Origin of the sequence: Cytobacillus gottheilii (assembly GCF_001636345.1) — a bacterium.
Classification (GTDB): Bacteria; Bacillota; Bacilli; order Bacillales; family Cytobacillaceae; genus Cytobacillus; species Cytobacillus gottheilii.
The window spans coordinates 1,929,030-1,954,965 of the sequence record NZ_KV440945.1 but is presented as its reverse complement, the minus strand read 5'-3'; the positions used below and the strand labels follow the sequence as shown (position 1 = coordinate 1,954,965).

Here is a 25,936-nt window from a genome sequence, read left to right as displayed (position 1 = left end):
GCGGATTTTCATTTTTACTATTTGTATTATGGATATAGACGGTTCAGCAAACGCGGGAATGGGATAGATTCACGAACATGCTCCACGCCGCTGATCCAAGCTACTGTACGCTCTAAACCAAGACCAAAGCCGGAATGAGGAACTGAGCCATATTGACGCAGCTCTAAGTACCACTTATATGCATCCATTTCAAGGTTATGCTCTTCTAAACGCTGTTTCAGCAGTTCAAAGTCATGAATTCTTTCAGATCCGCCGATAATCTCTCCATATCCTTCTGGAGCAATTAAATCTGCACATAATACAACATCATCTCTGTTTGGATCTGGCTGCATGTAAAAAGGTTTTAACGAAGTCGGGTAATGTGTGATAAAAACAGGTTTATCATAGCTTTCAGCGATAGCTGTTTCATGTGGTGCGCCGAAATCATCTCCCCACTTAATGTCATCAAAGCCTTTTTCGTGCAAGAATACAATGGCATCATCATATGTTATACGCGGGAATGGTGCTGTAATCTTTTCAAGCTTTTCTGTGTCGCGTCCTAATGTTTTTAACTCAAGCTTACAGTTCTTCAGAACAGCTTGTACAATGTATGCTACATATTGTTCCTGAACCTCAAGGTTTTCGTCAAATTCAGTGAATGCCATCTCTGGCTCAATCATCCAGAACTCAATTAAATGACGGCGCGTTTTTGATTTTTCCGCACGGAAGGTTGGTCCAAAAGAGAAAACCTTTCCTAATGCCATTGCTGCAGCTTCCATATATAACTGGCCGCTTTGAGACAGATAAGCATCTTCATCGAAATATTTTGTTGCGAATAATTCAGATGTTCCTTCCGGAGCACTGCCTGTTAGAATTGGCGGATCAACCTTCGAAAAGCCATTTTCATTGAAAAATTCGTACGTTGCACGAATAATTTCATTACGTATCTTCATCACAGCGTGCTGTCTGCGTGAACGCAGCCATAAGTGACGGTTATCCATTAAGAATTCTGTTCCGTGCTCTTTAGGTGTAATTGGGTAATCAACTGCATGATGAAGCACCTCAACACCTGTTACAAGCAATTCATATCCTAATGGAGATCGCTCATCCTTTTGAACAACTCCTGTTACATATACAGATGATTCTTGTGTAACAGTTTTCGCTGTTTGGAATACATCCTCAGATACATCAGCTTTTACGACAACTCCTTGAATAAATCCGGATCCATCGCGAAGCTGAAGAAATGCTATTTTACCGCTGGATCGTTTGTTTGCGATCCACGCGCCAATTTTAACCTCTTTTTCTGCGTGCTTGTACACTTCTGAAATTGTTGTTTTTATCACTAATGTTCCCTCCAAAACGAAACGCTCTTATGTATCGTAATATATTATACCTTTCACATTGCACTCAAGCAATGCTTTGCTGAGATCAGCCTGTGATTACCTGTCTTTAGCCTTGCTATTTAAATAAAAGATACCCGCCAAAAACCATTCGTAGCTTATGGCGGGGTTCATAAGTGTTAGTTTTCCATTAAATTTTTCCGCCTGACAAGAAAGCAGGTTTCAGTTAGTTTGTTCTATTTTGCTAAGAACAAAGTTTTTTATTCTTGATACTGCCTGCTCAAGGAAGTCTAATGAGCTTGCATAAGAAATCCGGATATTATTTGGCGATCCAAAACCTGAACCTGGAATAACCGCAACCATCGCTTCCTCCAGCAGTGCTGCTACAAATTCATCAACATTCTGATAGCCTGCTGATGCTGCTGCCTCAGCAACATTTGGGAAGAGGTAAAAGGCTCCTTGCGGCTTAATGCATGTAAACCCCGGTATGGATACAAGCTGCTCATAGATAATATTTAAACGCTGTTCAAAAGCGGCATTCATTTCTGCAAGCTTATCCTGCGGACCTGCATATGCTGCAATGGTTCCATATTGAGCTGGTGTAGTTGGATTGGATGTGCTGTGGCTTGCCAGGTTTGTCATTGCTTTAATGATTGACTGATTGCCGGCAGCATATCCAATTCTCCAGCCTGTCATAGAATGGGACTTTGAAACACCATTGATAATGATTGTCTGCTCTTTAAGCTCAGGTGAAATCTGTGCAATGGAAATATGCTTATGGTCTCCATATACAAGCTTTTCGTAAATTTCATCTGAAACAATTAGAACTTTATGTTTTAAACAGACTTCACCAAGCTTTTTCAATTCTTCTTCCGAATATAAAACCCCAGTTGGGTTGGATGGCGAATTAATAATAACTGCTTTTGTTTTTTCAGTGATGGAAGCTTCCAGCTGTTCTGGTGTTATTTTGAATTCATTCTCCTCTAATCCTTCCGTGTAAACAGGAACACCGCCGGCAAGCTTAACCTGCTCAGGATAGCTTACCCAATATGGAATAGGAATGATGACCTCGTCACCTTCATTTAACAAAACCTGAAACAATGTATATAAAGCATGCTTCGCTCCATTCGTCACAATAATTTCAGATGGGTCAAAATGCAGTCCTTGATCATTGTGCAATTTCTTAGCGATTTCCTTTTTTAATAAAGGAAGCCCAGCTGCAGGCGTATACTTTGTATGACCTTCATTCATTGAAGCAGCTGCCGCATCAATGATATGCTGCGGAGTATTAAAGTCAGGCTCTCCTGCCCCAAGGCCAATAACGTCGAATCCCTGTGCTTTTAGTTCCTTTGCTTTTGCTGTAATCGCTAAAGTGGTTGATGGTGTTAGTGCTTTCACTCTGTTTGCCAATTCAAAATCCATTAAACGCGCCTCCTAAAAAATTACAAGTTTTCAATAACTTTTAACTTTTTATTGCCTGTTTCAAAATCAATTAGAAAGTAATTCAGCAAATCTCCCTCAGTTTTATAAGCTATTTCCCATAGTGGGATATTCTTTTCCATCCCAAGCTTTCTAGAAATAACGTCCACTTGCCCTTTTTCTGATAAAAGAATATTCTGAGCCTCTTGTTCAGTAATTCCCTCAGACTGCTTTAACAACTGGATTTCTCCATCATTCTCCGGAACCCAGACAAAAACATTGTCTCCATTTTCATCCTTTCCTTCAATAACAAAGATTGTTTCATTTCCATGATATATTTCAAAGTCTGATACTGACACAAGATTTGTGTCTTCTTTAGCCCTTTTAACAGCTTCATCTTCTGCTGCCTTTACTGGCTCAATTGAATTTAAGTAAATATTAATACCCAATGCGAGTAAAATGACTAAAATGACCGAACATATTAAGATAACCTTTTTCATTATGTACGATAGATCGTGAAAACAGCTTTTTTGTCATCTTGCTTATCTAAAGCTAACCCAAACATTAGGTTTTCACGTTTTAAGGTTCTGTTCAATGCGTCAACAATTTTATACAAATCTGGACTTTGCTGGATTTTAACTGTTGACAGCACTTCAATTTTACTTTCCATACTGGAATTCCTCCCTAGTGACTACAATATTTGTAACTTATATCAGCGTTCATTTCGGATAAAATAGTATTACAATCAGTTGTAAAACTTCTTATATCAGTATAACAGCTATACTTCAACGCTGGAATAACCTAAACCAAAATATTTCTTCTAGTCCAAACACGAAATGGCAAGCTGCGCCTCTATGGCGCAGTGTTTTTTCTTTGTATAGCAGACAGATGCAATCCATTGCTTTAGGATCGTTATTTCAGTCAAAAATCCCTCATAGCCATTTTTCAATCAATTGGACAGTTTCATTAATATTTTTTTCTTGAACGTCTATTGCAGGGACAGACTCGAGAAACGCTCTTCCATATTTAGTGGTTACGATTCTCCGATCAAACACTAGTATGAATCCCCGATCATGTTCTGTTCGGATTAATCTGCCAAAGCCTTGTTTAAAGCGCAGAACGGCCTCCGGAAGGGCATATTCATAAAAAGAATTTCCGCCTTGCTTGCGAATATGTTCTGACTTCGCAGCGTGAATCGGCTCATCAGGCGGCGTAAAAGGCAGGCGCACGATAATTAAGCAGGATAGGTCATCTCCTGGAATGTCGACACCTTCCCAAAAACTGCTTGTGCCAAAAAGAATTGATTTCTCAAAGCGCTGAAAATTTCTCGTTAACCGTGTTCTGCTTCCTCCAGAAATACCTTGTGCAAATAAGGCATATCCTTCAAGCAGCCCGGATTCTTTAATCAGTTCATATGTTTTTCTAAGCATTTCATATGAGGTAAACAGGATCAGCATTCTGCCTTTTGTTGCTTCGGAAATCGTGATTATATGTTCCGTTATTGAAGCGACATAATCTTCTAAAGGCACTGCATTTATTTCCGGTAAATCGGTCGGTACAACAAGCTTCATTTGCTTTTTATATTGGAATGGAGAGGGAATCTGGTTTAATAAACATTCTTCCTTAGTCAGCCCAATTTGATTAAGAAAATATTGAAAAGAATGGTTCACCACTAAAGTTGCTGAGGTTAAAACAACACTTTCCTTTACAGCAAAGAACCTTTCTTTTAGATGTGCTGAAGTCTCAATTGGTTCTGCCAATACAGAAGTCGCATTTTGTGCTGCTCTTTGATCCATTTCAATCCAAATAACAGAATCCTCTTGGTCCCGCAAAAATAAGGAGCGTGTCATTGAGGCGATTTCTTCCAGTTTTAGGACAGACATAGCAGTTTCCTCAAGCAGAATTTTTTCTTCCGGTGCTAATAGCTCCTTTAAAAGAGCTGCTTTTTCTAAGGTCCCGTTCACTGCATGCAGAACATCTTTTAATGAAAATAAGAACCTTTCTGCATTAGCTTTTACGTATTGACTTTCTTTGTTATGGCCAGCATCTTCAAATAGTACCTTTATTCTGTTTTGATGACTTTTAACACTACTGTGTCTTTTCGCATAGATTCCAATCATCTTAAACAATTCATCCATACTTTCAGTCAGAGCAGTCATTAGACGGCTGAATTCAAAAGCATGAATGGTCTTAACGGTATGATTGGACTGTTTAGATAATAGCTTTTCCAGTTTATTTAAAAGCTGATTCTGTTCCAGCAAGCCAATCTGGCTGAGCAGGATGCGAATCGTCAGATAATCAAAACGTTTTCCAAGGTGCTTTCCTGCAGCCTTAACAAAATGATGTGCTTCATCTACCACGACATGCTGATATTTAGGGAGCATTGCTTTTTCTGCTGTTATATCCGACAGCAATAAGGAATGGTTGGTGATAATGACACTGGCACCATTTGCCCTTTTTTTTGCACTGCTGTAAAAGTCCCGTGATTTCCACTCTTTCGTTTCAATAAAAACATTAAGATCGTTTTTAATTCGATTCCAGAAAAGTGAACCGCCGCTCGATAAATTTAATTCATCAACATCTCCCGATTTCGTTTCCGTCAGCCACACTAAGATTTGCATTTTTGTTAATGCTGTATCGTAATTATCTTCTCTTTCTTTAAGTGTGTGCTCAAATTTTTCCATTGAAATATAATGGCCACGACCTTTTATTAACGCTGCATTCACCTGAAAAGGAAGCATTTTATTCAATTTTGGAATATCATTTGTAAGCAGCTGATCTTGAAGCTGTGTTGTATATGTACTGATAATAATAGGTTTTTGTGTTTCTCTTCCATAATAAACGGCTGGCAGCAGATAAGCGATTGATTTGCCGACACCTGTACCGGCTTCAATAAGGGCATGCTTTGATGAACGCAATGCATGATTAACACTGTTCATCATGGTTAATTGTCCTTCTCTTTTCTCGTATCTTTCAAACCCTTTATTTAACACAAACTCTTTATTCAATTGCTCAAAAGTTTCATCTAGTTCGCTCACATGATTACTAGTTACTTCACTATCTTCTTGCTTGCAAATCGCAATTCCCCTAAATATCTCAAGCATAGGAGGAGTTTCTTCAAGCTGTGTTTCTTTGTGCTGCAGAAGCTCTTCTAGTAAAGTATATAGGTCACTTTTCAAGCCGCCTGATAGTCTAAATAGCTGCTTTACCGTTTCTTTGGGCAGCTTTTCCAGTTTATCTAATAACAGCAATAACAGCTCTGCTGTAGCGTATGAATCACTATCCGCCTGATGCGGCCGGTCGTGAATAATTCCGATGCTTTGTGATAGTTCGGAAAGCTTATAGCTGTCTGCTGAAGGAAGCAGAATTCTAGCCAGTTCTACGGTATCTAAGACCGGACCATAAAAGCCGATATAACCAGCATTGATCAGTTCTTCCTGTAAAAAAGATAAATCAAAGAGCACATTATGAGCGACAAAATAGGCATCTTCTAATAAATCATTTATCTCTTCGGCGATTTCCGAGAAAAATGGAGCTGTCTTCACCATTTGATCTGTTAACCCAGTCAGTTCCTCAATAAACGGAGGAATAGGCTGATTTGGATTTACAAGTGAGGAATACTCTTTGGTTATTTTCCCGTCTTCTATGACAACTGCTGCAAATTGAATTATTTTATCCCCTTTTTTGGGGGCATTTCCTGTCGTTTCTAAATCAACGACAACATATTTATTACTCATCTCTTACACCTCGGACGTTCTGTCATTAGAACGGTAACATAAAAAAGTAAAAAGAAAAAGGTTTAGCTACTACCACCTAATTGGCAATCTTGCTATTCAGCATTAAATCGTTTGTTATCTATCCATAGGTGTAGCAAAGGCTGAAGCGGAGAATTTCCCTTCAGCCTTGTTTGCAATTGATCTTTACGATCACAAGCTTATTATATTGGGTTGCATGTGCCCATTTCAAGCATCATCCTTTACATTACAGTGCTCGCTGGCTCCGCATGCAGCAGCTGCTTGATCACATTATTTTCTCCCATGATTGCCACTTTAGGCTGGTGATCTGCCAGTTTTTCTTCTGCAACAAAAGCATAAGAAATGATGATTACAATGTCGCCTTCATGAACAAGTCTAGCGGCAGCTCCGTTTACACAGATTACGCCGCTTCCTCTTTCACCAGGAATAATATATGTTTCAAATCTTGCTCCGTTATTATTATTAACAATTTGTACTTTTTCATTAGGGAGCATGCCAACTGCATCTAAAATATCACTGTCGATTGTAATGCTTCCCACATAATTTAAGTTTGCCTCTGTCACGGTTGCGCGATGGATTTTTCCGTTCATCATTGTGCGGAACATGAGGATTCCCCCTTAGATGGATATGATTGTATTGTCAATTAAGCGTGCCTTTGTGAATTTCACGGCTAACGCAATAATAATCGTTCCTTTGATTTCTTTTACTGGTTTCAATTCCGGGTAGCTGTATAGTTCAATATAATCAATGGTGCCGCTGCTATTTTGCTCAATTCGTTCCTTCATGAATGATAACACCTTTTCAGGGTCTCTTTCACCGTTAATGATTCCCTCTCTTGCTTCATTAAGGGATTTGTTTAAAATCACAGCTTCTTCTCTCTCGTTTGGCTGTAAATAAACATTCCGGGAACTTTTTGCCAGACCATCACTTTCTCTGACCGTTTCAACCGTCTTGAGAGTGACTGGAATATTGTAGTCCGTTATTAGCATATCAATTACCGCGACCTGCTGTGCATCCTTCATACCAAAATAGGCAAAATTTGGAATAACTATATTAAATAATTTTAATAGAACGGCTGCAACTCCATCAAAATGTCCAGGGCGGGAACGGCCGCATAATACGTCGGTTCTGTCCTCAACAGTTACTTTAACGGCCAATGGTCTTGGATACATTTCAGAAGCTTCAGGACAAAATAAGTAGTCCGCTCCACTTTCTTCCGCCAGCTGGCTGTCACGCTCAAAATTGCGGGGATAGGTGCTCAAATCTTCGTTAGCCCCAAATTGAAGCGGGTTAACAAAGATACTGACCGCAACTATATCGTTTTCCCTCCGTGCTTGTTTGATAAGCGTTAAGTGACCTTCATGCAGATAGCCCATTGTCGGCACGAAACCAATAGACTTACCTGAGCGCTTCTGTTCCAGCATTGTATTTTGCATTTCTTTTACACTTCTGATGACTTTCATGCTTTTCCTCCATATAAACCTGATAGCTCCTGATCTTTCATCGTAAAGGAGTGCTCATCTTTCGGGAACAGCTTACCTTTTACTTCGTCTTTATACGCTCGAATAGCGTTCTCCATCATTTCACCGCTATTTGCATACTGCTTAACGAATTTCGGAACCCGGTCGACTCCATAGGTTAAAATATCGTGATAAACAAGCACTTGTCCATCTGCTCCGGCACCAGCACCGATTCCGATTGCGGGAATACCGATCTGTTTAACAATCTCATCTGTTAGCTGTTTCGGAACACATTCAAGTACGACTGCAAAAGCGCCAGCCTCTTCACATTTTTTAGCATCATCGATCAACTTTCGAGCAGCCCCGGCGTTTTTGCCCTGAACTTTATAGCCACCCAGCACACCTACTGATTGTGGTGTTAAGCCAAGATGGGCCATAACAGGCACGCCTGCTTTTGTTAAAGCTTTTATATGGGTGATAACATCATCGCCGCCCTCTACTTTAACAGCTTGTGCTCCAGTTTCCTGGATAAGGCTTGCTGCATTTAACAGTGTGTCTTTTACGGATAAATGATAGCTCATGAAAGGCATATCAATCACAATAAACGTGTTTGGTGCACCTCGTTTAACAGCTTTTCCGTGATGAATCATATCTGCCATTGTGACTGGTACGGTTGAATCGTAACCTAAAACAACCATTCCTAATGAATCTCCTACAAGAATCATATCCACTTCAGCATGTTCAGCTTGTTTTGCGGAAGGGTAGTCGTAAGCTGTCAGCATTACAATCTTTTCTTCTGACTCCTTCATTTTCAGAAAATCTGTACTTGTTTTCATTCTGTATCCTCCTCGATTTGGGGAAGAGGCGATTGATTGACTGTAATGAGATAAAGTGACGAAAATAATAAAATCCTTCAGCTTAAAGCAGAAGGATTGTACATGACGAACTCATTAATGTGTCTCATCCCTCTGTCCCGGTCCATATTGGATCTAGGCAGAACTATTTTCACATAGGATCTTGTTCATAGCTTATCCATTACACAATGAATTCATAGTATGAAACAAGCCTACTTTTGAACTTAAAAAGGGTGCAGTTCAGCATGGATACTGCCCATCAAAAGTATAGCAATATGTAAAAGCTTTGGCTAGAATTTTATTTTGCTGCAGCAGGACAATAAACAGGTCCGTTCCATTTCACTCATGTTGTTAAATAACAAATAAAAAAAGCGAATGATTTAAAAACCTAACCATTCGCTTCTATCATCGTGTTAAATACTTATTTCCCAGTGTCTCTTTATAATTCTATATCAGCCGAATAGATGTGATGCTGTTTTCCGGATTCGTCTTCGATTAAAAGGACTCCATCTTCGGTAATGCCTAACGCTTTACCATGGATGGTTTCACTAATGGATCGGGCGGTAATTTTTTTGCCTATTGTGATGGCATAGCTTTCCCATAGCAGCTTAATCGGTTGAAAACCCTTATCCAAATAGAGCAGATACAGTTTTTCAAGGTGGTATAGAACATGCTGAAGAATCTGGGCACGATCAAGTGGTTTGCCTGCTTCAATGCTCATTGATGTAGCAATAGACTGAAGCTCCTCTGGATAATCTTCATGTTTCTGATTCACATTTATGCCGATCCCAATGATCACAGCCTGAATTCGGTCTGCATCAGCCTGTAGCTCAGTTAAAATGCCTGTTGCTTTCTTTCCATTCAGCAGAATATCATTTGGCCATTTGATGGCTGGATGAAGGCCAGCCTCCTCCATTGCCTGTACAACGGCAACTGCAGTAATTAGCGTTAGCTGTGGAGCCTTTTGAGGGGGAATATTCGGGCGTAATATCACACTCATCCAAATCCCCGTATATTTTGGAGAATGCCAGCTCCGGTCCATTCTGCCTCTTCCAGCTACCTGCTCCTCAGCGATAACAATTGTGCCTTCCGGTGCGCCTTCTAAAACAAGGCGTGATGCGATTTTTTGGGTAGAGCCGACACTTTCCTCATAATGAATATTCTTCCCAAGCTTGTCTGTCTGAAGACCAAACCTGATCTCATCCACTCCAATATGTTCTGGAGCTTTTATAATGCGGTATCCTTTTCGTTTAACTGCCTCAAGAATAAATCCTTCTTTTCTTAATTCTTCAATGTGCTTCCACACTGCTGTTCTTGAGCAATTAAGCACATCGGCCAAATGCTGGCCGGATACAAACTCATCTCCGCTTTTCGTAAAAGCATCAAGCATTTTCATTCGGAGCTCTGATTGCATTTTATAAGCCACTCCTTTATCGATTCCTTGTCATTAGGCAGTTTTTTTAGAATAATGGCTTCTTCAATGCTTTGCAAGTCCGTTTTAATCCATGCTCCTGCCTGCCTGTTTAGCCACTGCATCAAATCAGTTCCAGTTACCGGAATTTCATTTTTGCTTTTAATCGGCAAATCCTGATATTGATCAGCAACATCTTCTAAATGTGCGTTTGCTGGTCTGCGATTCATGATATTAACGATTTTTTCTACGCTAATCGCAGTATCATAGCCGCAATGATACAGATTTAACGGCTGCCATACTGATTGCAGACGTAAATCGAGCCCATTTTGTATCGCTATGATGGTTTTAATTCTTTTGCCCGGCAGCCGCCAGCTTTTTAAAAACGATTGTGCTTCCCGGACATCCTTTTTAAGAATGTGCACCAGCAATGCCCATCTTTCTTCTATATTTAAAGCCGCCTTCTCGATCTCTGCAAAATGAATTAACTGCTGATTATATGGCAGCAATCCCGGCAAATAATGATACAACCCGCTCTCAGCTAACACTCTAATGCCGCCATTGATATTCACTCCAGAGAGGAGCTTTTCAAATTCAGCAAGTTTTCTCTCTACAGCAATATGCTCCAGCAGATGAGCATTTCTTATTAGAGCATTCATCGTATCCTCGCTTATGCTAAAAGAAAGCTGGCTATGAAAACGGACAGCCCTCATCATGCGTAAGGCATCTTCTTTAAAACGGTCTTCCGCTTTGCCTACGGTTTGAATCACTTTCAGGCGGATATCGTCAACTCCATGAAAAGGATCAATTAATTTCCCATTCGCATTCATGGCAATGGCATTCATGGTAAAATCGCGCCTGCTTAAATCCTCATTAAGACTGCGGATAAAATAAACCTCTGACGGTCTTCTAAAGTCTTTATATTCAGCCTCTGCACGGAAAGTCGTTATTTCATAGGGTACACCTTCATGTAAAACAGCAACGGTTCCATGTTCAAGGCCAATATCAATGGTTTTGTGAAAAATAGCTTTGATCTCTTCCGGCTTTGCTGATGTGGCAATGTCAACATCGGCTATTCTTTTGCCGAGAATATCATCTCTGACCGAGCCGCCAACAAAGTAGGCTTCAAAACCGGCTTCCTCTATTTTTAATAATAAAGGGATTGCCTTTTGAAACTCAGGATTCATTTTTCTCATCCCCAGTTAGCAAGGTTTCATAAATATGTTCATATTGTTTTACAATCATGTCTGCACTAAAATTTTTCTGCACATGTGCAATTGCATTATGAGCAAATTCAGCCTGTTTTTCTGAATTGCTTAAAAGCTCAATCGCTCTTCCTGCCACAGCAGCAATATCACCAAGTTCACAAATAAAACCAGTTTTTTCGTCAGCAATCACTTCCGGCAATCCGCCAATATTGGTCACAATACAAGGAACTCCGCAAGCCATAGCTTCTAGTGCTACTAATCCGAAGCTTTCTTTTTCTGATAATAGGAGCATTAAGTCGCTGATTGAATACAAATCTTCTACATTATCCTGTTTCCCTAAGAAGATGACCTTATCTGTCAGCTCAAGTTTCTTTACTAACTTACAAATAGTTGTCATTTCTGGTCCATCTCCAACAAGCAAAAGCTTCGCTGGAATCTTTTCAGTAATCTTGGAGAAAGCATGAATAACATCCGGCACTCTTTTGACTGCACGGAAATTAGAAACATGGATGACCGCTTTTTCGTTGACATCTATTCCTAGTTCTTTGCGAAGGTGTGAAGCTTCTACTTTTTTATACACCCGTTCATCAATAAAGTTATAGACTGCTTCAATCGGTTTATCTGGTTTAATTAAATCATATGTTTGTGCAATCAGCGCATTTGATACGGCTGTTACAGCGTCAGATTTCTCAATGCCAAATTTTATTGCATCGGTCAGCGACGGGTCATAGCCAAGCACGGTAATGTCTGTTCCATGGAGGGTCGTGACAATTTTAACATCCCGTCCGCTCATTTGCTTTGCTAAAATGGCACAAACGGCATGAGGGATTGCATAGTGAACATGCAATAAATCAAGGTCTTCCCGTTTAATAACCTCAGCCATCTTGCTGGCGAGAGCAATATCGTATGGTGCATACTGAAATACAGAATATTGATTTACTTCTACTTGATGATAAAAAATATTATGATACATTTTCTTCAAACGAAATGGCAGGCTCGAGGAAATAAAATGGATTTCATGACCTTTTTCAGCCAGCATTTTTCCGAGCTCAGTCGCGACTACCCCCGATCCGCCAACTGTCGGATAGCAAGTAATGCCAATTTTTAATTTTTTCATGTTATTCTCCAAATAAATCTGAATTGATGACAAGCGCATTTTTGGACTTAAAGCCTTCTGCATATAACACTCCGGCTTGTGTTCCATGTAACTTTTCGCGCGCCTGAATCATCTCTATATACCCGTTTACAAGCGGAGTATCTACCGTATGTTCATCTTTTACAAATTGACTTTTATAAGCATTTAAACTGGCATTTTTCTGTTCCATATACTCTGATATATCAATGAGAAAATCAGGTTTTGCTGTGCTATTGATGAGATAATAGTATGTATTTTTCACTTTATGGGCTTCACCAGCCGCAGGATATTTTTTGATGCCAGCAGAAAAAACGGCTTCTTCTACTAATCGTGCGCAATTGCCATGATCAGGATGACGATCCTCCCAATATGGAGCAAAAACAATCTGCGGTTTGTATTTGCGAATCATTTCTGCCGCTGCTTTGATATAAGAAGCTGATAAAAATAAGCCGCGGTCGGGAAGATCAAGTGTTTCCCGAACGGTAACGCCAAGGATCTCTGCAGCTTCCTTCGCTTCCCTATTTCTTATTTCAACAGTTCCATTAGAAGATAATTCAGCTTTAGTTAAATCACAAATAACAACTTTTTTGCCCTGCTTGGTGTATTTAGCGATTGTAGCACCCATCCCAATTTCAACATCATCTGCATGGGCGCCAAATGCTAATAAATCAATGTGGTGGTCTTCCATTTTATTCACCTTTTTCTCCGTTTGCAACCGAGCGCCAAGCTAAATCTCCTCTATCCAGACCTTTGATGAGCATCTCAGCAGTTCCCATATTCGTAGCAAGCGGCACAGCATAAACATCACATAAACGAAGCAATGCCGTTACGTCAGGTTCATGCGGCTGCGCTGTTAAAGGATCTCGGAAGAATAGCACCATATCCATTTTGTTATTAGCGATCATTGCCCCAATTTCCTGATCTCCGCCAAGCGGGCCTGATTGAAAACGATGAACCTGCAGTCCTGTCTCATCCATGATCCGCTGCCCAGTTGTACCGGTTGCGAACAAATTATGACCCGACAAGCTCCCCTTATATGCAGTCGCAAAACGCATCATATCATCTTTCTTTTTATCATGTGCGATTAATGCAATATTCATCTTATCCCCCACCTTATTCAATAATATTTTCTAATCCGTATACAAGCGTATCTATTTTCACAACCGTATCGACCGCAAGCTTTACACCTGACATAAAGGATGCCCTATTATATGAATCATGTCTAATCGTTAATGTTTGCCCGTCTGCACCAAACATAACCTGCTGATGAGCAATTAACCCAGGAAGGCGGACAGAGTGAATATGCATGCCATCATAATTCGCTCCTCTGGCACCTTTAATAGTCTCTTTTTCTTCTGGATGACCCTGCTGTTTTGTTTCCCTTACTTCTGCAATCATCTCTGCCGTTTTTACGGCTGTTCCAGATGGAGCATCAAGCTTCTGATCATGGTGCAATTCAATGATCTCAACATCCTGAAAATATCTGCCTGCCATTTGCGAGAATTTCATCATTAGAACAGCACCTAAAGCGAAATTAGGAGCGATAATACAGCCAATGCCTTTATCATGACATAGTTCTTCCAGTTCCTGTAGCTGTTCTTTTGTAAAGCCAGTCGTACCTACTACAGGTCTGACGCCATGCTCAAGTGCTGTTTTTGTATGCAGCATCCCCACTTCAGGAGTTGTTAAATCAATCAAGACATCCGGATGCACCTCTTGCATCAGCAATTGTACATCTGAATACACTGGAACATCTATCCCTGCAAAGCCATCAAAATCGCTTAATAAACCTCCCCCGTTTTTGTGATCTAAAACAGCTGCAAGTTCATATCCTTCTATTTCTTGTACAAGCAGGACAGCTTCTCTTCCCATTCGGCCGCGCGGACCTGCAATAGCAATCTTTAAATTTGTCATCTTATTGTTCTCCTTCTTCAATTCTTGTCCAGCGGTCTTTATCCCGCGTATTAAATTTATGCATCACTCTGTCGTGAGCATCCTGCAAATCAATATGTAAGGAGTTTGCCATGCAAATGAGGACAAAAAGGACATCTCCCATTTCCTCTTCTATCGCTTTTTCATCTTCACTATTCTTTTTTGGCTTTTCTCCATAATGATGATTAATTTCTCTTGCCAGCTCTCCCAGCTCTTCTGTTAATCTTGCCGTCATGGCAAGCGGACTGAAATAGCCTTCTTTAAACTGACTTATGTACGTATCTACTTCTTTTTGAAGCTCATTCATTGTTTTATGTTTATTCATTTGTTTTCACCACCAAACTGATATGTGACTGCACCCTTTCATGTTAGCTAAATACTCCAAGTTTTACAAACATTTTTGACGTTTTTCTGCTGATCGGCACGATGTTGCTCTTCCAATTTCTATCCTATATAATAATGTGAGCTAAATAAGGAAGTGGAGGGGTTTTATGGTATTTGGTTTGAAACTTAAAAACATATTCTTTATTTTATTGGGTTCTGCAATCTTTTCCTTTGGGATTGTTCATTTTAATATGCAAAACAATTTAGCAGAAGGCGGTTTTACAGGAATCACGCTTCTCTTATATTTCCTGTGGGAATGGGATCCATCCTATACCAATTTAATCTTGAATATTCCGCTGTTTTTTATTGGCTGGAAGCTTCTTGGGCGAAGTGTATTTCTCTATACCATAATTGGAACTTTTAGTGTTTCCGTTTTTCTATGGATATTTCAGCGCTATCAGATTAATATGCCGCTTAAAGATGATCTTACCTTAGCTGCCCTCTTTGCAGGTGTTTTTATTGGGGTTGGCCTTGGAATCATTTTTCGCTATGGAGGGACAACGGGCGGAGTTGATATTATTGCAAGACTTGCCAATAAATATGCAGGCATCAGTATGGGAAAAGCGATGTTTATGTTTGACGCTGTTGTTATCGCACTGTCATTAATATTCTATTTAACATATCAAGAAGCCATGTATACACTTGTAGCAGTCTTTATAGGCGCACGAGTGATTGATTTTATGCAGGAAGGTGCATATGCCGCAAGAGGGGCGATGATCATTTCTGAAAACACCGGTCAAATCGCAGAGAAGATTATGAAAGAAATGGATCGTGGAGCGACCATATTACGAGGCTATGGACCTTATACAAAGAAGGATAAAGAAGTATTATACTGTGTTGTTGCCCGCAATGAAATCGTCAAACTGAAAAGCGTAATTACGTCAGTTGATCCGCACGCTTTTGTTTCGGTCACTGTTGTGCATGATGTGCTTGGCGAAGGATTTACATTGGATGAAAACAAGAAGCCGATTGAAAGATAAAATAGAATTACACACTACAAAAATACCAGGCCATCACCGACCTGGTATTTCTTTTTTTATTCAGACCTTTGCATACCTGTGTATATGAGCACTAGGCGCAATAGCTCCAAAACAGCCACTGCAGCTGCAGCAACATATGTTAACGCTGCGGCATTTAGTACCTTTTTTGTTTCACGTTCTTCATCATTGCGGATCACACCAAGGGAGACGACTTGATCCATGGCACGATTGGAGGCGTTAAACTCGACTGGCAGGGTAACAACTTGAAATAATACAGCCCCAGCCATAAAGAGAATCCCCAGCAGGACAAAACCGCTGGCTCCTGCAAAAAATCCAATCATAATTAAGATCCATGAAAAGTTCGAACCTATATTTGCTACCGGAACAAGCGTATGGCGCAATCTTAAAAACGAATAACTCTCTGCATCCTGTATAGCATGACCTACTTCGTGAGCAGCAATGGCTGCAGCAGCCACTGAGTGGCCATGGTAGTTGCCTGAAGAAAGTCTAACCGCTTTAGACCTTGGATCATAGTGGTCTGTAAGCTGACCGCGCACTTCCGATACACTCACATCGTAAAGTCCATTTGCATCTAATATTCTTCTTGCGACCTCTGCACCTGTCATATGGGAAGAGGATGCTACTTTTGAATATTTATTGTAAGCTCCTTTTACCTTAAACTGTGCCCAGATCGGAATGATGATAATTATGGCAAAGTATATCAAATATGCTCCCATAATAACCCCTCCTGTTATTTACCTTCTTGTTGTTATCTTCCCCTTATGGCCTCTCATGGAAACATAGAAATTATATTAACTCTCTTGCTTCTTTTGTTTTCTCTTGTCACCGTTATATTTTCTCCAGCCTACATAGGATAATGTAAGTATAATGATGCTGCCTGTCGAAATGATTACCCACCAAAGAGATGGATCCGCTTCATCCTCTGTCATATCCTCAAATATGGACTGCAGGTCGGCTTCCAATGCTTCCAGCTGCTCATTCGGTTGTCCTGATGATATAATATCCGGACGATATTGGTCAATATATTGAACCTGTGTATCAACATTTTGCATTCTCTCTGGAGAAATATTGAGCTTCATGCTTGGATATACAACATGATATAAGTTTAAAAAGGAATTATAGCTAACATGAAATTTTTCAGTGTCTCCACTTTCTGCTGCCTCTTTTGCATCATTAAAAACAGATAAGATCGGTGATTCCATTTCAGTCCACATTGGCTGATATGTAGATGTTACAGCATCCATAACAAGACGGAATTTTGTTAGGCTATTTACTCTGTCCGTATAGTTCATTTCAGAACTCACAGCAGCCTGAAGCGCTTCATGATGAGTGGACGTTACTGCTCTCAGTTCTTCGGATGTAAATGGCCGCTCATTTCCTGTCGCATATACATATTGTTCCGAGAAATAGTCCAGCAGCCTTTTAGCATCATCATACCGCTTCAATTTCATCATTTGAAGTGCTTCGTCCGATATCTCATTTAATTTATCAACAGGTGAACTGCTTTCTGCATACACCGAAAACGGCATAAGAATGAAAAATAATATGCTTATTAATAGTGAATATAGTTTCTTCATACCTTGTCCCTCCTCTAATCCCTATTAGAAAATGTATGAGAAAATGGACAAGGCTAGAACATGAAAAATGATGAAGTGAACAATTCCATTTAGAGAGAGTATATCCTTTTTCACGCCCTCTGGTGATTGCTTTCTTGGTCAGATCCTGAACATCCTCCGGCTATGGATATGCGGAGACTCATCAAGAAGGAATTCATAATTCTTTTTCAGTCAGCAAATTGATATTCTTCAATGACTCAAACGAACCATAAAAAAAACCAAAGAACCTATAGCAACGTTCTCTGGTTTCTTTCCTATATACTTCAATATTAACTCCCGCCTTGCGGAATGATGACAGGGTTAACATCTCCTTGCCCGCTGCTTCCGCCATTAAAATATTGAGGAACCTTACCCGGATAAAATAAATCGCCAACTTTCACCGAGTTTTCCATAACGATATCTCGTTCAACAAGCGGTATGATGACCTTCATTTGCACTTGAACCTTCACATAAACTTCGAGATATGTATTGTTTATGCCTGTTTCAAGAATTTTCGTTTCCACATTTGACATAGAGTGACCTAAAAGCTCAAATTTAATTGGCACTTTTGGCCCTAGATTAGAGAATAATGTTTGCTTTGTAGCCATTCCAAGCGGGATTCGATAGATAATCCCTTTTTCCTTATGAGAAGCTTCATAATCAATATAGGAATCATTGCGAAAGGCTTCAAATTGCTCTAATTCACCCTGCTCAACTAAATCCAGATATTCCTGCACCATCCGGTTCGTATCTGACATCACTTTGTTTACAACCTGCTGATTAAAGCTGTAAGGCGCATTTTCACCATCACCATGGCGAACAATTAATTCGTTTACATCAATCGTTTCCGATAATTCCTTTGTAATGGCATCATTAATGGCTTGAGCTGAGAATTGCTTCGCCCGTGTTTCAGCAATATCCATTAATACTGGTTCAATTTGTTCATCAATCATAAGAAGACCAAAAAAAGTAAGAAGGACAAAAAGGATTAACGAAATGAAGAATACATGCTTAGCTGGTAAAGGTCCTTTAAACAGTCCCTTCCTCTTTCTTCTGAACACATGAAACCCTCCCTTTGTACAATATATGATTGTACAGGGAAAATAAAACAAGTATCGTCTCTTATCCCGACAATTTCATGCACCCATAGAGTCTAGCGAGATCCTTAATTATATGTAATAGTTAATTGAAAGGATTTTTTTCGCAAACATAAGTAATAGGTCAGTGCTATACAGAAAATACTGAGCCAAAATGTAAAGTATCCGATTTCAGGTATGTATAAATCCAAGGTTGGATATCTCGGCAGCATAAAAAAGACATAATCAATCACGTCATTATGCAATGTCCAGACTCCAGCAGCAACTAAGTGCCATGTTTTCAAACGATAAAAGGGTGCGTATAAAATCCCTTGAACCGCCATAGCACCGTGTGAAAAAATCAGCATAAGAGCTGCAGGCTGAATATCACCAGTGACTTGGAAGACAAGCAGATTCATAACAACCGCCCATACACCATATTTCACTAAGGTCACAATGGCAAGAGCTTCAAATAGCGGCCAATTTTTCCCCAGCAAAAAAGCAATAAGAACAAACACAAAAAATAAACTTGCAGTAGGACTATCCGGAACAAATGGAAGAAAATGCAGGGGTGTCTCGACAAGCTGCCCTTCATACCATATATAACCGTAAATAGTTCCTCCTATATTAATTAATAACAGTAATAACAGAATGGTACGATTAGCAAAAAACGGAAATAGCCATTTCATAACTTACCTCATCTCTACCTAAATTTCTCTTTTATCATAAAGTATTCCATTTACAACAGCAACATAAAGGTCATAGCTTTTTTTGCTTATGGTTTACTCAGCAGCAGGTTCAGAACCAATTGAGATAGGGGGAGGCGATTAACCTCCATTTATCCCTCTCACACCACCGTACGTACGGTTCCGTATACGGCGGTTCCGATTAAGTCGAACGCTGTAAGTCATATCTAGCAGAAATACTTTTTAACCCAAGGGAAAGCCAGTAGGCTTTCCCTAATGTTTTATGAAGAATTGGACTTTTGGATATCCTCCAATAAGCCTTTCTTGTATTTCCCCATTCATATGCTTTCCCTTTCGAAACACCTAGTTTAATAAGTTTCTTGACCTTCGTTTGGGGAAGTTTCCATTCCTTCCATCGAATCATTCTTAACCTTCGATTAAGCCATCCTTCGAGTTTTGCGATTACTGAACGGGTATCTGCTAAATGATAATAATTAACCCATCCCACTAGATATTGGTTAAGGTTATGAATCCTATCTTCCATGGCAATTGACCTTCGTCTGCTTGTAAGCTTTCTTATTTTATCTTTAAACCGTTTAACTGATTGGGGAGATATTCTCACCTTCGGTTTTAGATTACTTGTAAAACTGAACCCAAGAAATTTCCTTTTCCAAGGGCGGTCTACAGCACTTTTATCCTTGTTAACCTTCAGTTTAAGATTCCTCTCGATAAAATGGGTCATTGCCTTCATAACTCTTTCTCCAGCTCTTTTAGATTTCACATAGATATTACAATCATCGGCGTAGCGGACAAAGCGATGTCCTCTGCGCTCCAGTTCTTTATCCAGTTCATCCAACACAATATTCGAAAGTAAAGGGCTTAAAGGTCCACCTTGCGGTGTCCCCTCAAGGTTAGGACTGACAAGTCCGCCTTCCATAACACCAGAGGTTAAGAACCGTCTTATTAGTTTGAGGAGAGTACTATCCTTTATCCTCATGGCTAATTTACTCATTAATCTATCGTGGTTAACCTTGTCAAAGAACTTTTCAAGGTCAATGTCGACTACCCATCGATAACCCTCTTCTATATAGCTTTGGGCTAATTTAACAGCCTGGTGCGCTCGCCTGTTAGGGCGAAAGCCGAAGCTACATTCAGAGAAACTAGGGTCATACATTCTGGTAAGCACTTGGGTGATTGCTTGTTGAATGAAACGGTCTGTCACGGTTGGGATTCCCAGTTTCCTCTTCCCTTTGCCGTCTGGTTTCGGGATTTCGACTCGACGGACGGGGGATGGGATATAGGTTCCCTCGAAGAGGGATTTTCGCAGTTCGCTCCAGTTGAGCATAATATGTCCACGAAGAGCAGTGACGGGCATTTCGTCCACTCCATGTTTTCCCTTATTCTTTTCTACTCTTTTAATCGCATTAAGTAGGTTTTCCCGTGACATGATTCGTTCCATTAACATTGATATAACCTCCCGCGTAAATAGGTGTTCTGTTTGTGTCCTTTTCATTCTCCACCCTGTTTAATGACCCCCGCGGATTCACCGTTTCTTTCATTAAACAGGTACTATGTTTTCTGTTTCATCGAATGGAAAGATACGCCTAGTTCCTATTTTCCATAACCGGTTCAGCCCTTCCTTATCCTCTTAAGCGAATAAGTACTATGGCTTCTGCTGACGCCTGTCGTTCAACTTATCCTCACGGATAGGCTTACCGCATGAGTACGGCATATCGACAGGTTCTCCCCGGGTAAGAGTACAGACTTTCCTTCCATGTCTCCGCCTCATTTACTATGTGACACCTTTGGCAGTATGGACTTTGTCTTGTATTGCAGACTCACCCAATGTCATCTAGCCTCATATGAGATTCGTGTTCCTCAGAGCGGAAGTTTGCCGCCGACTTCCTTCAGATAGGAGGGTCACCCCGCATATCCTTGTCTTAAGCTACGGCTACTACTGCCTTCGCCGTTCGGGACTCGCACCCTAGAGCCTGCACCCATGCCGGGCACACAATAAAGAACCGGCAGTCAATTGACATACCGGTTTTTAATTACATTATTCACTCTCTACGCTATCAATAAATTCTACTAGCTTATCAAGTTCTTCCTCTGTGCCTGCAAATAGGCCACCTGGCATTGCGCCACGACCGTTTTGAATAACTTCTTTAATTTCTTCAGGAGTTAGTTCAACGTCAATTAATGCAGGACCAGCTGCACCTTGCAGTTCAGTGCCGTGACATGACAAGCATGTGTTAGCTTCTAGAAGTGCATATCCTTCTGCAGTTGTATCAATCTCAGCTTCCGCTACGATCTTTCCTTGCTGTGCCGCTGCTTCCCAATCATGGTGAGCAACAGATTCCCAAGTTAAGAATGTAATACCTGCAAGCGCCAATAACATAAAACCTGTTGCTAATGGACGCTTTGATGGACGGCGTTCAGGTCCGCGGTCAATGAATGGAGCCAGTAAAAGAGCTCCAAACGCCAAGCCTGGAATAATGAATGCTCCAATCGCATTGTACGGACCAGATGCATACGTATATTTCAGTAATTGATATAAGAATAAGAAATACCAGTCTGGCAATGGAATATAGGCTGTATCACTTGGATCAGCTATCTTCTCTAATGGAGGCTGGTGTGCAATAGTTAAGCATAAGAACCCAATTAGGAATACAGCTCCAACCATCCACTCTTTTAAAAGGAAGTTTGGCCAGAATGCCTCTGTTTTCCCCGGATATTCCGAATAATCTTTAGGAATATTCGGCTTACGCTCAGCAGGAACACGTGAATCTCCTACAAATTTCATACCTTTTCCGCGATGCATTGGGTAATTCCCCTCCTTCGTTCATTATTTTAATTTTACAACGGTCCAGAAATACCCTGCTTTCGAATCATGATAAAGTGGGCCGCCATTAAAGCAAATAATGCAGCAGGCAAGAAGAAAACATGGATAGCAAAGAATCTTGTAATAGTTTGCGCACCAACAATATCTGCATCTCCTGCGATTAGAATTTTCAGGTATTCCCCGATCAGCGGTGTCGATTCAACAATTTGAATTGTAACCTTTGTAGCAAATAACGCTTTCATATCCCACGGCAATAAATAACCAGTTAGACCAAGTGCCAGCATTACGAAGAAAATAAGTACACCAACAACCCAGTTCAATTCACGAGGCTTTTTATAAGCGCCTTGGAAAAATACTCGCAGCGTATGTAAGAACATCATGACAATAACTAAGCTTGCTCCCCAGTGGTGCATTCCACGGACAATTTGTCCAAATGCTACGTGGTTTTGCAAATAATAAACCGATTCCCAAGCATTTTGAATATCTGGAACATAGTACATAGATAAGAACATACCAGATAGTATTTGAATTACAGTTACGAAAAACGTCAGACCGCCAAAGCAATAGACAAACGCAGAAAAATGATGCGCCGGGTTAACATGCTCAGGCACTTCGTGGTCAGCGATATCCCGCCAGATTGGCGTAATATCTAAACGCTCATCTACCCAATCATAAATTTTGTTTAACAATGATTACGCCCCCTTTCGCGGTTCTGCTTTACCTAAATGCAAATAGCCGTCTACATCTTGAATTGGAAATACATCGAGTGGAGCAATTGGAGGAGTTCCAGGCACATTCGTACCATCCTTTGTATATAATCCACCATGACAAGGACAATAGAAGTGTTCAGGATTTGACTCGTCCGAATTCCAGTCAACTACACAGCCTAGATGTTTACAAACAGGTGATAAGGCTACAACTTCTCCATTTTCATCTCTGTAAACCCAAGCAGATCCAGTAACTTCAGAAGTGTACCATGCATCCACTTGTTCAAATGTGTAATCAACTCTTGTTGGTACTTCAGTGATTTCAGAAATCTTTTGTTTTGTTGGAATAAAATCGCTTTCACCCTTATGCTGCAAAACAGGATCCACTGCAAAGCGAACCATAGGCATTAACATCCCAGCTGCCATGAAACCGCCTACACCAGTAAGAGTATAGTTTAGGAATTGACGTCTTGAAACACGATTTTTGCTCATACTTTTCCCCCCTCTATTATGAAGTTGAGTCCAACGGACATAATTCAACACAATATAAAACTAGGACATACCAATGATATATCAATAATTATGTAAGGTCAATATAATCCTGTGCACAAAGATGGAAACAAAGTGATTAATATTGCTTTCATTCATTATTTTGCCATTTCCGGACAAATAAATTCAATAGCTGTTTCACTTGATCTTCCAGAATTTGATTTTTATATTTCTCCTCCATATGTTCTAATGGCAGCGAAGGCAGCCAGATCAAGTCACCTTCCAGGTTTCCTTCATGAATTTTCCAATTACTGTCACTAGTTACATAGAAAACATGTGAAAATCCTTGTGACATTAACTCTGTTTCCCAGTGCTTAATATCACTGACAAGTTTATCTTCATTTGCATTCTTTAAATAGGAAAAACCAGGAAGCATTAATAATCTCCCTTTAAATTGTCTCTCTAATTGAACGGAGAGCAATGATATGAACTCTGTAATGCCTACAGCCTGCTTAATATCATCGCCGAAAGAGACAGGATATAAAGGCAGAACAACTGTATCAATATATTGTTTTTCCTTTATAAACATTTCAATGTCCTCTGAATTCCACTTCACCCAAATCACCCCAAAAAGATACTATTTTAGCTAATCATAACATGTCCAGGAAACGGCAACAATGATCCTATTTCAGCGAATGCATTTTTACAATAATGTGTATGTTTCAGCAGAAGTCTAATCGAAAAAATATAAGTATCCATTAAAAAAAATAAGCCTGCACAATTGTACAGACTCTTTCTATCACTTTTTAAGTTTTTTTAATTGATCTGTTAAAGCTGCAAATGCTTCCTTATCATGACGATCTAATGCCTCATCAATAAGGGACAGCAATTTTTCTTTTTGAAATTTCTCAATGCTCTCAGTAAGGAATCTTTCCGCTATGATACGGTCCTTATCACTTATTTGCAGCTTCTTCGGCATAAATGGATTCTCTTCGAGTACAGCTGCATACTGATGGGCTTGATTTGACGCATGGAAGTTTAACTGAATATAAATCTCTTCTTCTCTGTTTAGCCGGATGTCATGAAACGACTTTTCCGCGTCAGTTGTCATCACATTGCCTTTATAAAAGCGAAAAGGCGCTTCATCTACACAATGTGCTGACATGATTAAACCTCGCGGACAATATTGTGCCTGGTCCACAAAATGAACCTTCTCCATTAAACCATCATGACTCATCAGATAGTTTAAAATCCAGACACATTCCCGTCTCTTCAGTTGATAGTGATTCAAAAACCAGCGAATAAAATCTTTTTTTTCGTTGACAGATACAGGGGCCGTCAATGTGATTCCCTCCTCTGCTAACAGCCAGATTTTTAGAACGATCCTTTACATGTATTCGTCTGTAATCCGTGCCAATACATCCGCATACTCCCCATTTTCCGGATCGAGCTTTATGAGTTGCTTAAAGATTTCTGCAGCTTCCACTCTTTTTCCTTCCTCAATTAGAAAATAACCGTACTCAGAAAGAAAATCCGGCTGCTGTTTAAAATAAGTATATGCAAGCTGATATTTGTTTAATGCCTGTGAAAATTCTTCAAGATGCTGATAAGCTACAGCAGCATCCCATAAAATTTGCGGCTCCTCATTTTCAAACTGCTCCATTAAAGTGACAATTTCAAGCATATCTTCATATTGTTCCTGCTTTAAAAATACTTTATTTAAAGTTAGGGCAGCTTCTGTATATTCAGGATCAAGAGCTAACGCCTGCCTGAATAAATCGACAGCTTCATCTTCTTTTCCCAGTTTCAGCGCAAGCTTTCCTCCATAGAAAAATAGCTCCTTATTAAACTCATCTTGTGCAATGCCTGTTTTAATGCTATTAAACGCATTTTCCAGCTCTTCTTCTCGCTCATAGCTTTTAGCAAGATGATAATAAAGTGAATGATATTCGTGATCTAATTCTTTTAATTCATTAAACTTTTCAATGGCTGTACGATTAAATCCTGCTTGCAAGGCAGTAAAGGCATAGCTGAATAAGGTATTGATCTCAAGTTTATGCTCTAATGCTTTTTCAAAGAAAGGCAATGCATCCTCAAAGGCTCCAGACGCACTTAAAACGTCGGCAAGTCTTTCGTTTACATTTACCCCCGCAATAACTTCATCAGTCTTTAAGACCTTCTGGTAAGCCTTTATGGCGTCAAGAAACTTGCCTTCCTCGGAAAATAACTCGCCGAGCGCAAAATCAATGACACGCTCCTCAGGCAGGATAGACTTTGCCTGTAAAAGCTTTTGTTCGCTTACTTCAAACAAACCCTGCATTTGGTATAAATCAGCAAGGAGCAGAAGAGCTTGGGGGTAACTTGGATCATTGTGATCTATTTTTTCAAGAACAAGAATCGCTTCCTCTTCATTGCCAAGATCGATCTCTATTTCTGCCAGTAAAACGAGCAGCTCCCCTTCTTCTGGATAGGCTTGTAATAAGCGTTCGAACAGGGCTTTTGCTTCTTCAAGAAATCCGAATTGGAGCAGCTCCTCCGCTAACACAAACCTTTCTTCGTGGGATCCATCTTTTAATATATCTTTATAATTGTTAATTGCTTCTTCATGCTGACCGTTTTCTAATAGAGAAATGATTTGCTTAACTTTATCCATGTATTTTTCC

Annotated in this window: 27 protein-coding genes; 1 reads left to right on the top strand and 26 read right to left on the bottom strand. The window is 40.0% G+C overall.

The window, feature by feature from the left end; genetic code table 11:
* Nucleotides 1-26: 26 nt before the first annotated feature.
* The 15 genes from asnS to A6754_RS09385 form a co-directional block, all read right to left on the bottom strand.
* Complete coding sequence (gene asnS, locus A6754_RS09455; RefSeq protein WP_156495855.1) at nucleotides 27-1,319, bottom strand: asparagine--tRNA ligase; 1,293 nt, start codon at nucleotides 1,317-1,319, stop codon at nucleotides 27-29.
* Between the two features lie 222 nt (nucleotides 1,320-1,541).
* Nucleotides 1,542-2,741 carry a pyridoxal phosphate-dependent aminotransferase gene (locus A6754_RS09450; protein WP_066444264.1) on the bottom strand — a complete coding sequence of 400 codons (1,200 nt, stop codon included), beginning with the start codon at nucleotides 2,739-2,741 and terminating at the stop codon, nucleotides 1,542-1,544.
* A gap of 20 nt (nucleotides 2,742-2,761) precedes the next feature.
* Complete coding sequence (locus A6754_RS09445; RefSeq protein WP_066444261.1) at nucleotides 2,762-3,238, bottom strand: cell wall elongation regulator TseB-like domain-containing protein; 477 nt, start codon at nucleotides 3,236-3,238, stop codon at nucleotides 2,762-2,764.
* A complete protein-coding gene (locus A6754_RS09440) occupies nucleotides 3,238-3,408 on the bottom strand; it encodes a YpmA family protein (RefSeq protein WP_066444257.1) in 171 nt (56 codons plus the stop codon). The genes A6754_RS09445 and A6754_RS09440 overlap by 1 nt, the downstream gene beginning before the upstream one ends.
* Before the next feature lie 262 nt (nucleotides 3,409-3,670).
* Entirely contained in the window at nucleotides 3,671-6,475 is a 2,805-nt protein-coding gene (dinG, locus tag A6754_RS09435; protein ID WP_066444254.1) for an ATP-dependent DNA helicase DinG, read from the bottom strand.
* Between the two features lie 239 nt (nucleotides 6,476-6,714).
* Nucleotides 6,715-7,098: an aspartate 1-decarboxylase gene (panD, locus tag A6754_RS09430; RefSeq protein ID WP_066444252.1), complete on the bottom strand. Its 384-nt coding sequence runs from the start codon at nucleotides 7,096-7,098 to the stop codon at nucleotides 6,715-6,717.
* 12 nt (nucleotides 7,099-7,110) lie between these two features.
* The gene (panC, locus tag A6754_RS09425) at nucleotides 7,111-7,956 is read right to left on the bottom strand and encodes a pantoate--beta-alanine ligase (RefSeq protein ID WP_066444250.1); all 846 of its coding nucleotides are present in this window, start codon (nucleotides 7,954-7,956) and stop codon (nucleotides 7,111-7,113) included.
* The gene (gene panB, locus A6754_RS09420; protein ID WP_066444248.1) at nucleotides 7,953-8,789 is read right to left on the bottom strand and encodes a 3-methyl-2-oxobutanoate hydroxymethyltransferase; all 837 of its coding nucleotides are present in this window, start codon (nucleotides 8,787-8,789) and stop codon (nucleotides 7,953-7,955) included. Before panB ends, panC begins: the two co-directional genes overlap by 4 nt.
* A gap of 457 nt (nucleotides 8,790-9,246) precedes the next feature.
* Nucleotides 9,247-10,221 carry a biotin--[acetyl-CoA-carboxylase] ligase gene (locus A6754_RS09415; RefSeq protein WP_066444245.1) on the bottom strand — a complete coding sequence of 325 codons (975 nt, stop codon included), beginning with the start codon at nucleotides 10,219-10,221 and terminating at the stop codon, nucleotides 9,247-9,249.
* Nucleotides 10,200-11,405: a CCA tRNA nucleotidyltransferase gene (locus A6754_RS09410; RefSeq protein ID WP_066444239.1), complete on the bottom strand. Its 1,206-nt coding sequence runs from the start codon at nucleotides 11,403-11,405 to the stop codon at nucleotides 10,200-10,202. Before A6754_RS09410 ends, A6754_RS09415 begins: the two co-directional genes overlap by 22 nt.
* Nucleotides 11,395-12,543: an N-acetyl-alpha-D-glucosaminyl L-malate synthase BshA gene (gene bshA, locus A6754_RS09405; RefSeq protein ID WP_066444236.1), complete on the bottom strand. Its 1,149-nt coding sequence runs from the start codon at nucleotides 12,541-12,543 to the stop codon at nucleotides 11,395-11,397. The genes A6754_RS09410 and bshA overlap by 11 nt, the downstream gene beginning before the upstream one ends.
* 1 nt (nucleotide 12,544) lies before the next feature.
* Nucleotides 12,545-13,249, bottom strand: coding sequence for a bacillithiol biosynthesis deacetylase BshB1 (gene bshB1 / locus A6754_RS09400; protein ID WP_066444234.1), 705 nt, complete (start codon nucleotides 13,247-13,249; stop codon nucleotides 12,545-12,547).
* 1 nt (nucleotide 13,250) lies between these two features.
* Nucleotides 13,251-13,661 carry a methylglyoxal synthase gene (locus tag A6754_RS09395; protein ID WP_066444231.1) on the bottom strand — a complete coding sequence of 137 codons (411 nt, stop codon included), beginning with the start codon at nucleotides 13,659-13,661 and terminating at the stop codon, nucleotides 13,251-13,253.
* Between the two features lie 13 nt (nucleotides 13,662-13,674).
* Nucleotides 13,675-14,475, bottom strand: coding sequence for a 4-hydroxy-tetrahydrodipicolinate reductase (gene dapB / locus A6754_RS09390; RefSeq protein ID WP_066444223.1), 801 nt, complete (start codon nucleotides 14,473-14,475; stop codon nucleotides 13,675-13,677).
* 1 nt (nucleotide 14,476) lies between these two features.
* Entirely contained in the window at nucleotides 14,477-14,818 is a 342-nt protein-coding gene (locus tag A6754_RS09385; RefSeq protein WP_066444221.1) for a nucleotide pyrophosphohydrolase, read from the bottom strand.
* Between the two features lie 166 nt (nucleotides 14,819-14,984).
* Here A6754_RS09385 and A6754_RS09380 point away from each other — a divergent pair, with 166 nt between their 5' ends.
* Nucleotides 14,985-15,857, top strand: coding sequence for a YitT family protein (locus A6754_RS09380; RefSeq protein WP_066444219.1), 873 nt, complete (start codon nucleotides 14,985-14,987; stop codon nucleotides 15,855-15,857).
* A 56-nt stretch (nucleotides 15,858-15,913) separates the two neighbouring features.
* Here the strand turns inward: A6754_RS09380 and A6754_RS09375 are convergent, their stop codons facing one another.
* The 11 genes from A6754_RS09375 to A6754_RS09325 form a co-directional block, all read right to left on the bottom strand.
* Nucleotides 15,914-16,594 carry a zinc metallopeptidase gene (locus A6754_RS09375; RefSeq protein ID WP_066444217.1) on the bottom strand — a complete coding sequence of 227 codons (681 nt, stop codon included), beginning with the start codon at nucleotides 16,592-16,594 and terminating at the stop codon, nucleotides 15,914-15,916.
* A gap of 75 nt (nucleotides 16,595-16,669) precedes the next feature.
* Complete coding sequence (ypjB, locus tag A6754_RS09370) at nucleotides 16,670-17,455, bottom strand: sporulation protein YpjB (protein ID WP_066444213.1); 786 nt, start codon at nucleotides 17,453-17,455, stop codon at nucleotides 16,670-16,672.
* Nucleotides 17,456-17,763: 308 nt separating this feature from the next.
* Nucleotides 17,764-18,534, bottom strand: coding sequence for a sporulation protein YunB (gene yunB / locus A6754_RS09365; protein WP_066444210.1), 771 nt, complete (start codon nucleotides 18,532-18,534; stop codon nucleotides 17,764-17,766).
* A gap of 104 nt (nucleotides 18,535-18,638) precedes the next feature.
* Entirely contained in the window at nucleotides 18,639-19,238 is a 600-nt protein-coding gene (gene lhaT / locus A6754_RS09360; RefSeq protein WP_066444207.1) for a lipoprotein heptaprenylglyceryl N-acetyltransferase LhaT, read from the bottom strand.
* A gap of 199 nt (nucleotides 19,239-19,437) precedes the next feature.
* Complete coding sequence (gene ltrA, locus A6754_RS09355; protein WP_066441994.1) at nucleotides 19,438-20,700, bottom strand: group II intron reverse transcriptase/maturase; 1,263 nt, start codon at nucleotides 20,698-20,700, stop codon at nucleotides 19,438-19,440.
* A gap of 591 nt (nucleotides 20,701-21,291) precedes the next feature.
* Nucleotides 21,292-22,056 (bottom strand): menaquinol-cytochrome c reductase cytochrome b/c subunit, encoded by a 765-nt coding sequence (locus A6754_RS09350; RefSeq protein ID WP_066444205.1) that lies wholly within the window; start codon nucleotides 22,054-22,056, stop codon nucleotides 21,292-21,294.
* Between the two features lie 35 nt (nucleotides 22,057-22,091).
* Nucleotides 22,092-22,766, bottom strand: coding sequence for a menaquinol-cytochrome c reductase cytochrome b subunit (gene qcrB, locus A6754_RS09345; protein ID WP_066444203.1), 675 nt, complete (start codon nucleotides 22,764-22,766; stop codon nucleotides 22,092-22,094).
* A 3-nt stretch (nucleotides 22,767-22,769) separates the two neighbouring features.
* Nucleotides 22,770-23,276, bottom strand: a complete 507-nt coding sequence (locus A6754_RS09340) for a QcrA and Rieske domain-containing protein (RefSeq protein ID WP_066444201.1) — start codon at nucleotides 23,274-23,276, stop codon at nucleotides 22,770-22,772.
* 148 nt (nucleotides 23,277-23,424) lie between these two features.
* On the bottom strand, nucleotides 23,425-23,889 hold the full coding sequence (locus A6754_RS09335) for a YpiF family protein (RefSeq protein ID WP_066444196.1): 465 nt from the start codon (nucleotides 23,887-23,889) through the stop codon (nucleotides 23,425-23,427).
* 183 nt (nucleotides 23,890-24,072) lie between these two features.
* Nucleotides 24,073-24,615 (bottom strand): ReoY family proteolytic degradation factor, encoded by a 543-nt coding sequence (locus A6754_RS09330; protein WP_066444193.1) that lies wholly within the window; start codon nucleotides 24,613-24,615, stop codon nucleotides 24,073-24,075.
* 45 nt (nucleotides 24,616-24,660) lie between these two features.
* Nucleotides 24,661-25,926: a tetratricopeptide repeat protein gene (locus tag A6754_RS09325; RefSeq protein WP_066444191.1), complete on the bottom strand. Its 1,266-nt coding sequence runs from the start codon at nucleotides 25,924-25,926 to the stop codon at nucleotides 24,661-24,663.
* Nucleotides 25,927-25,936: the final 10 nt, after the last annotated feature.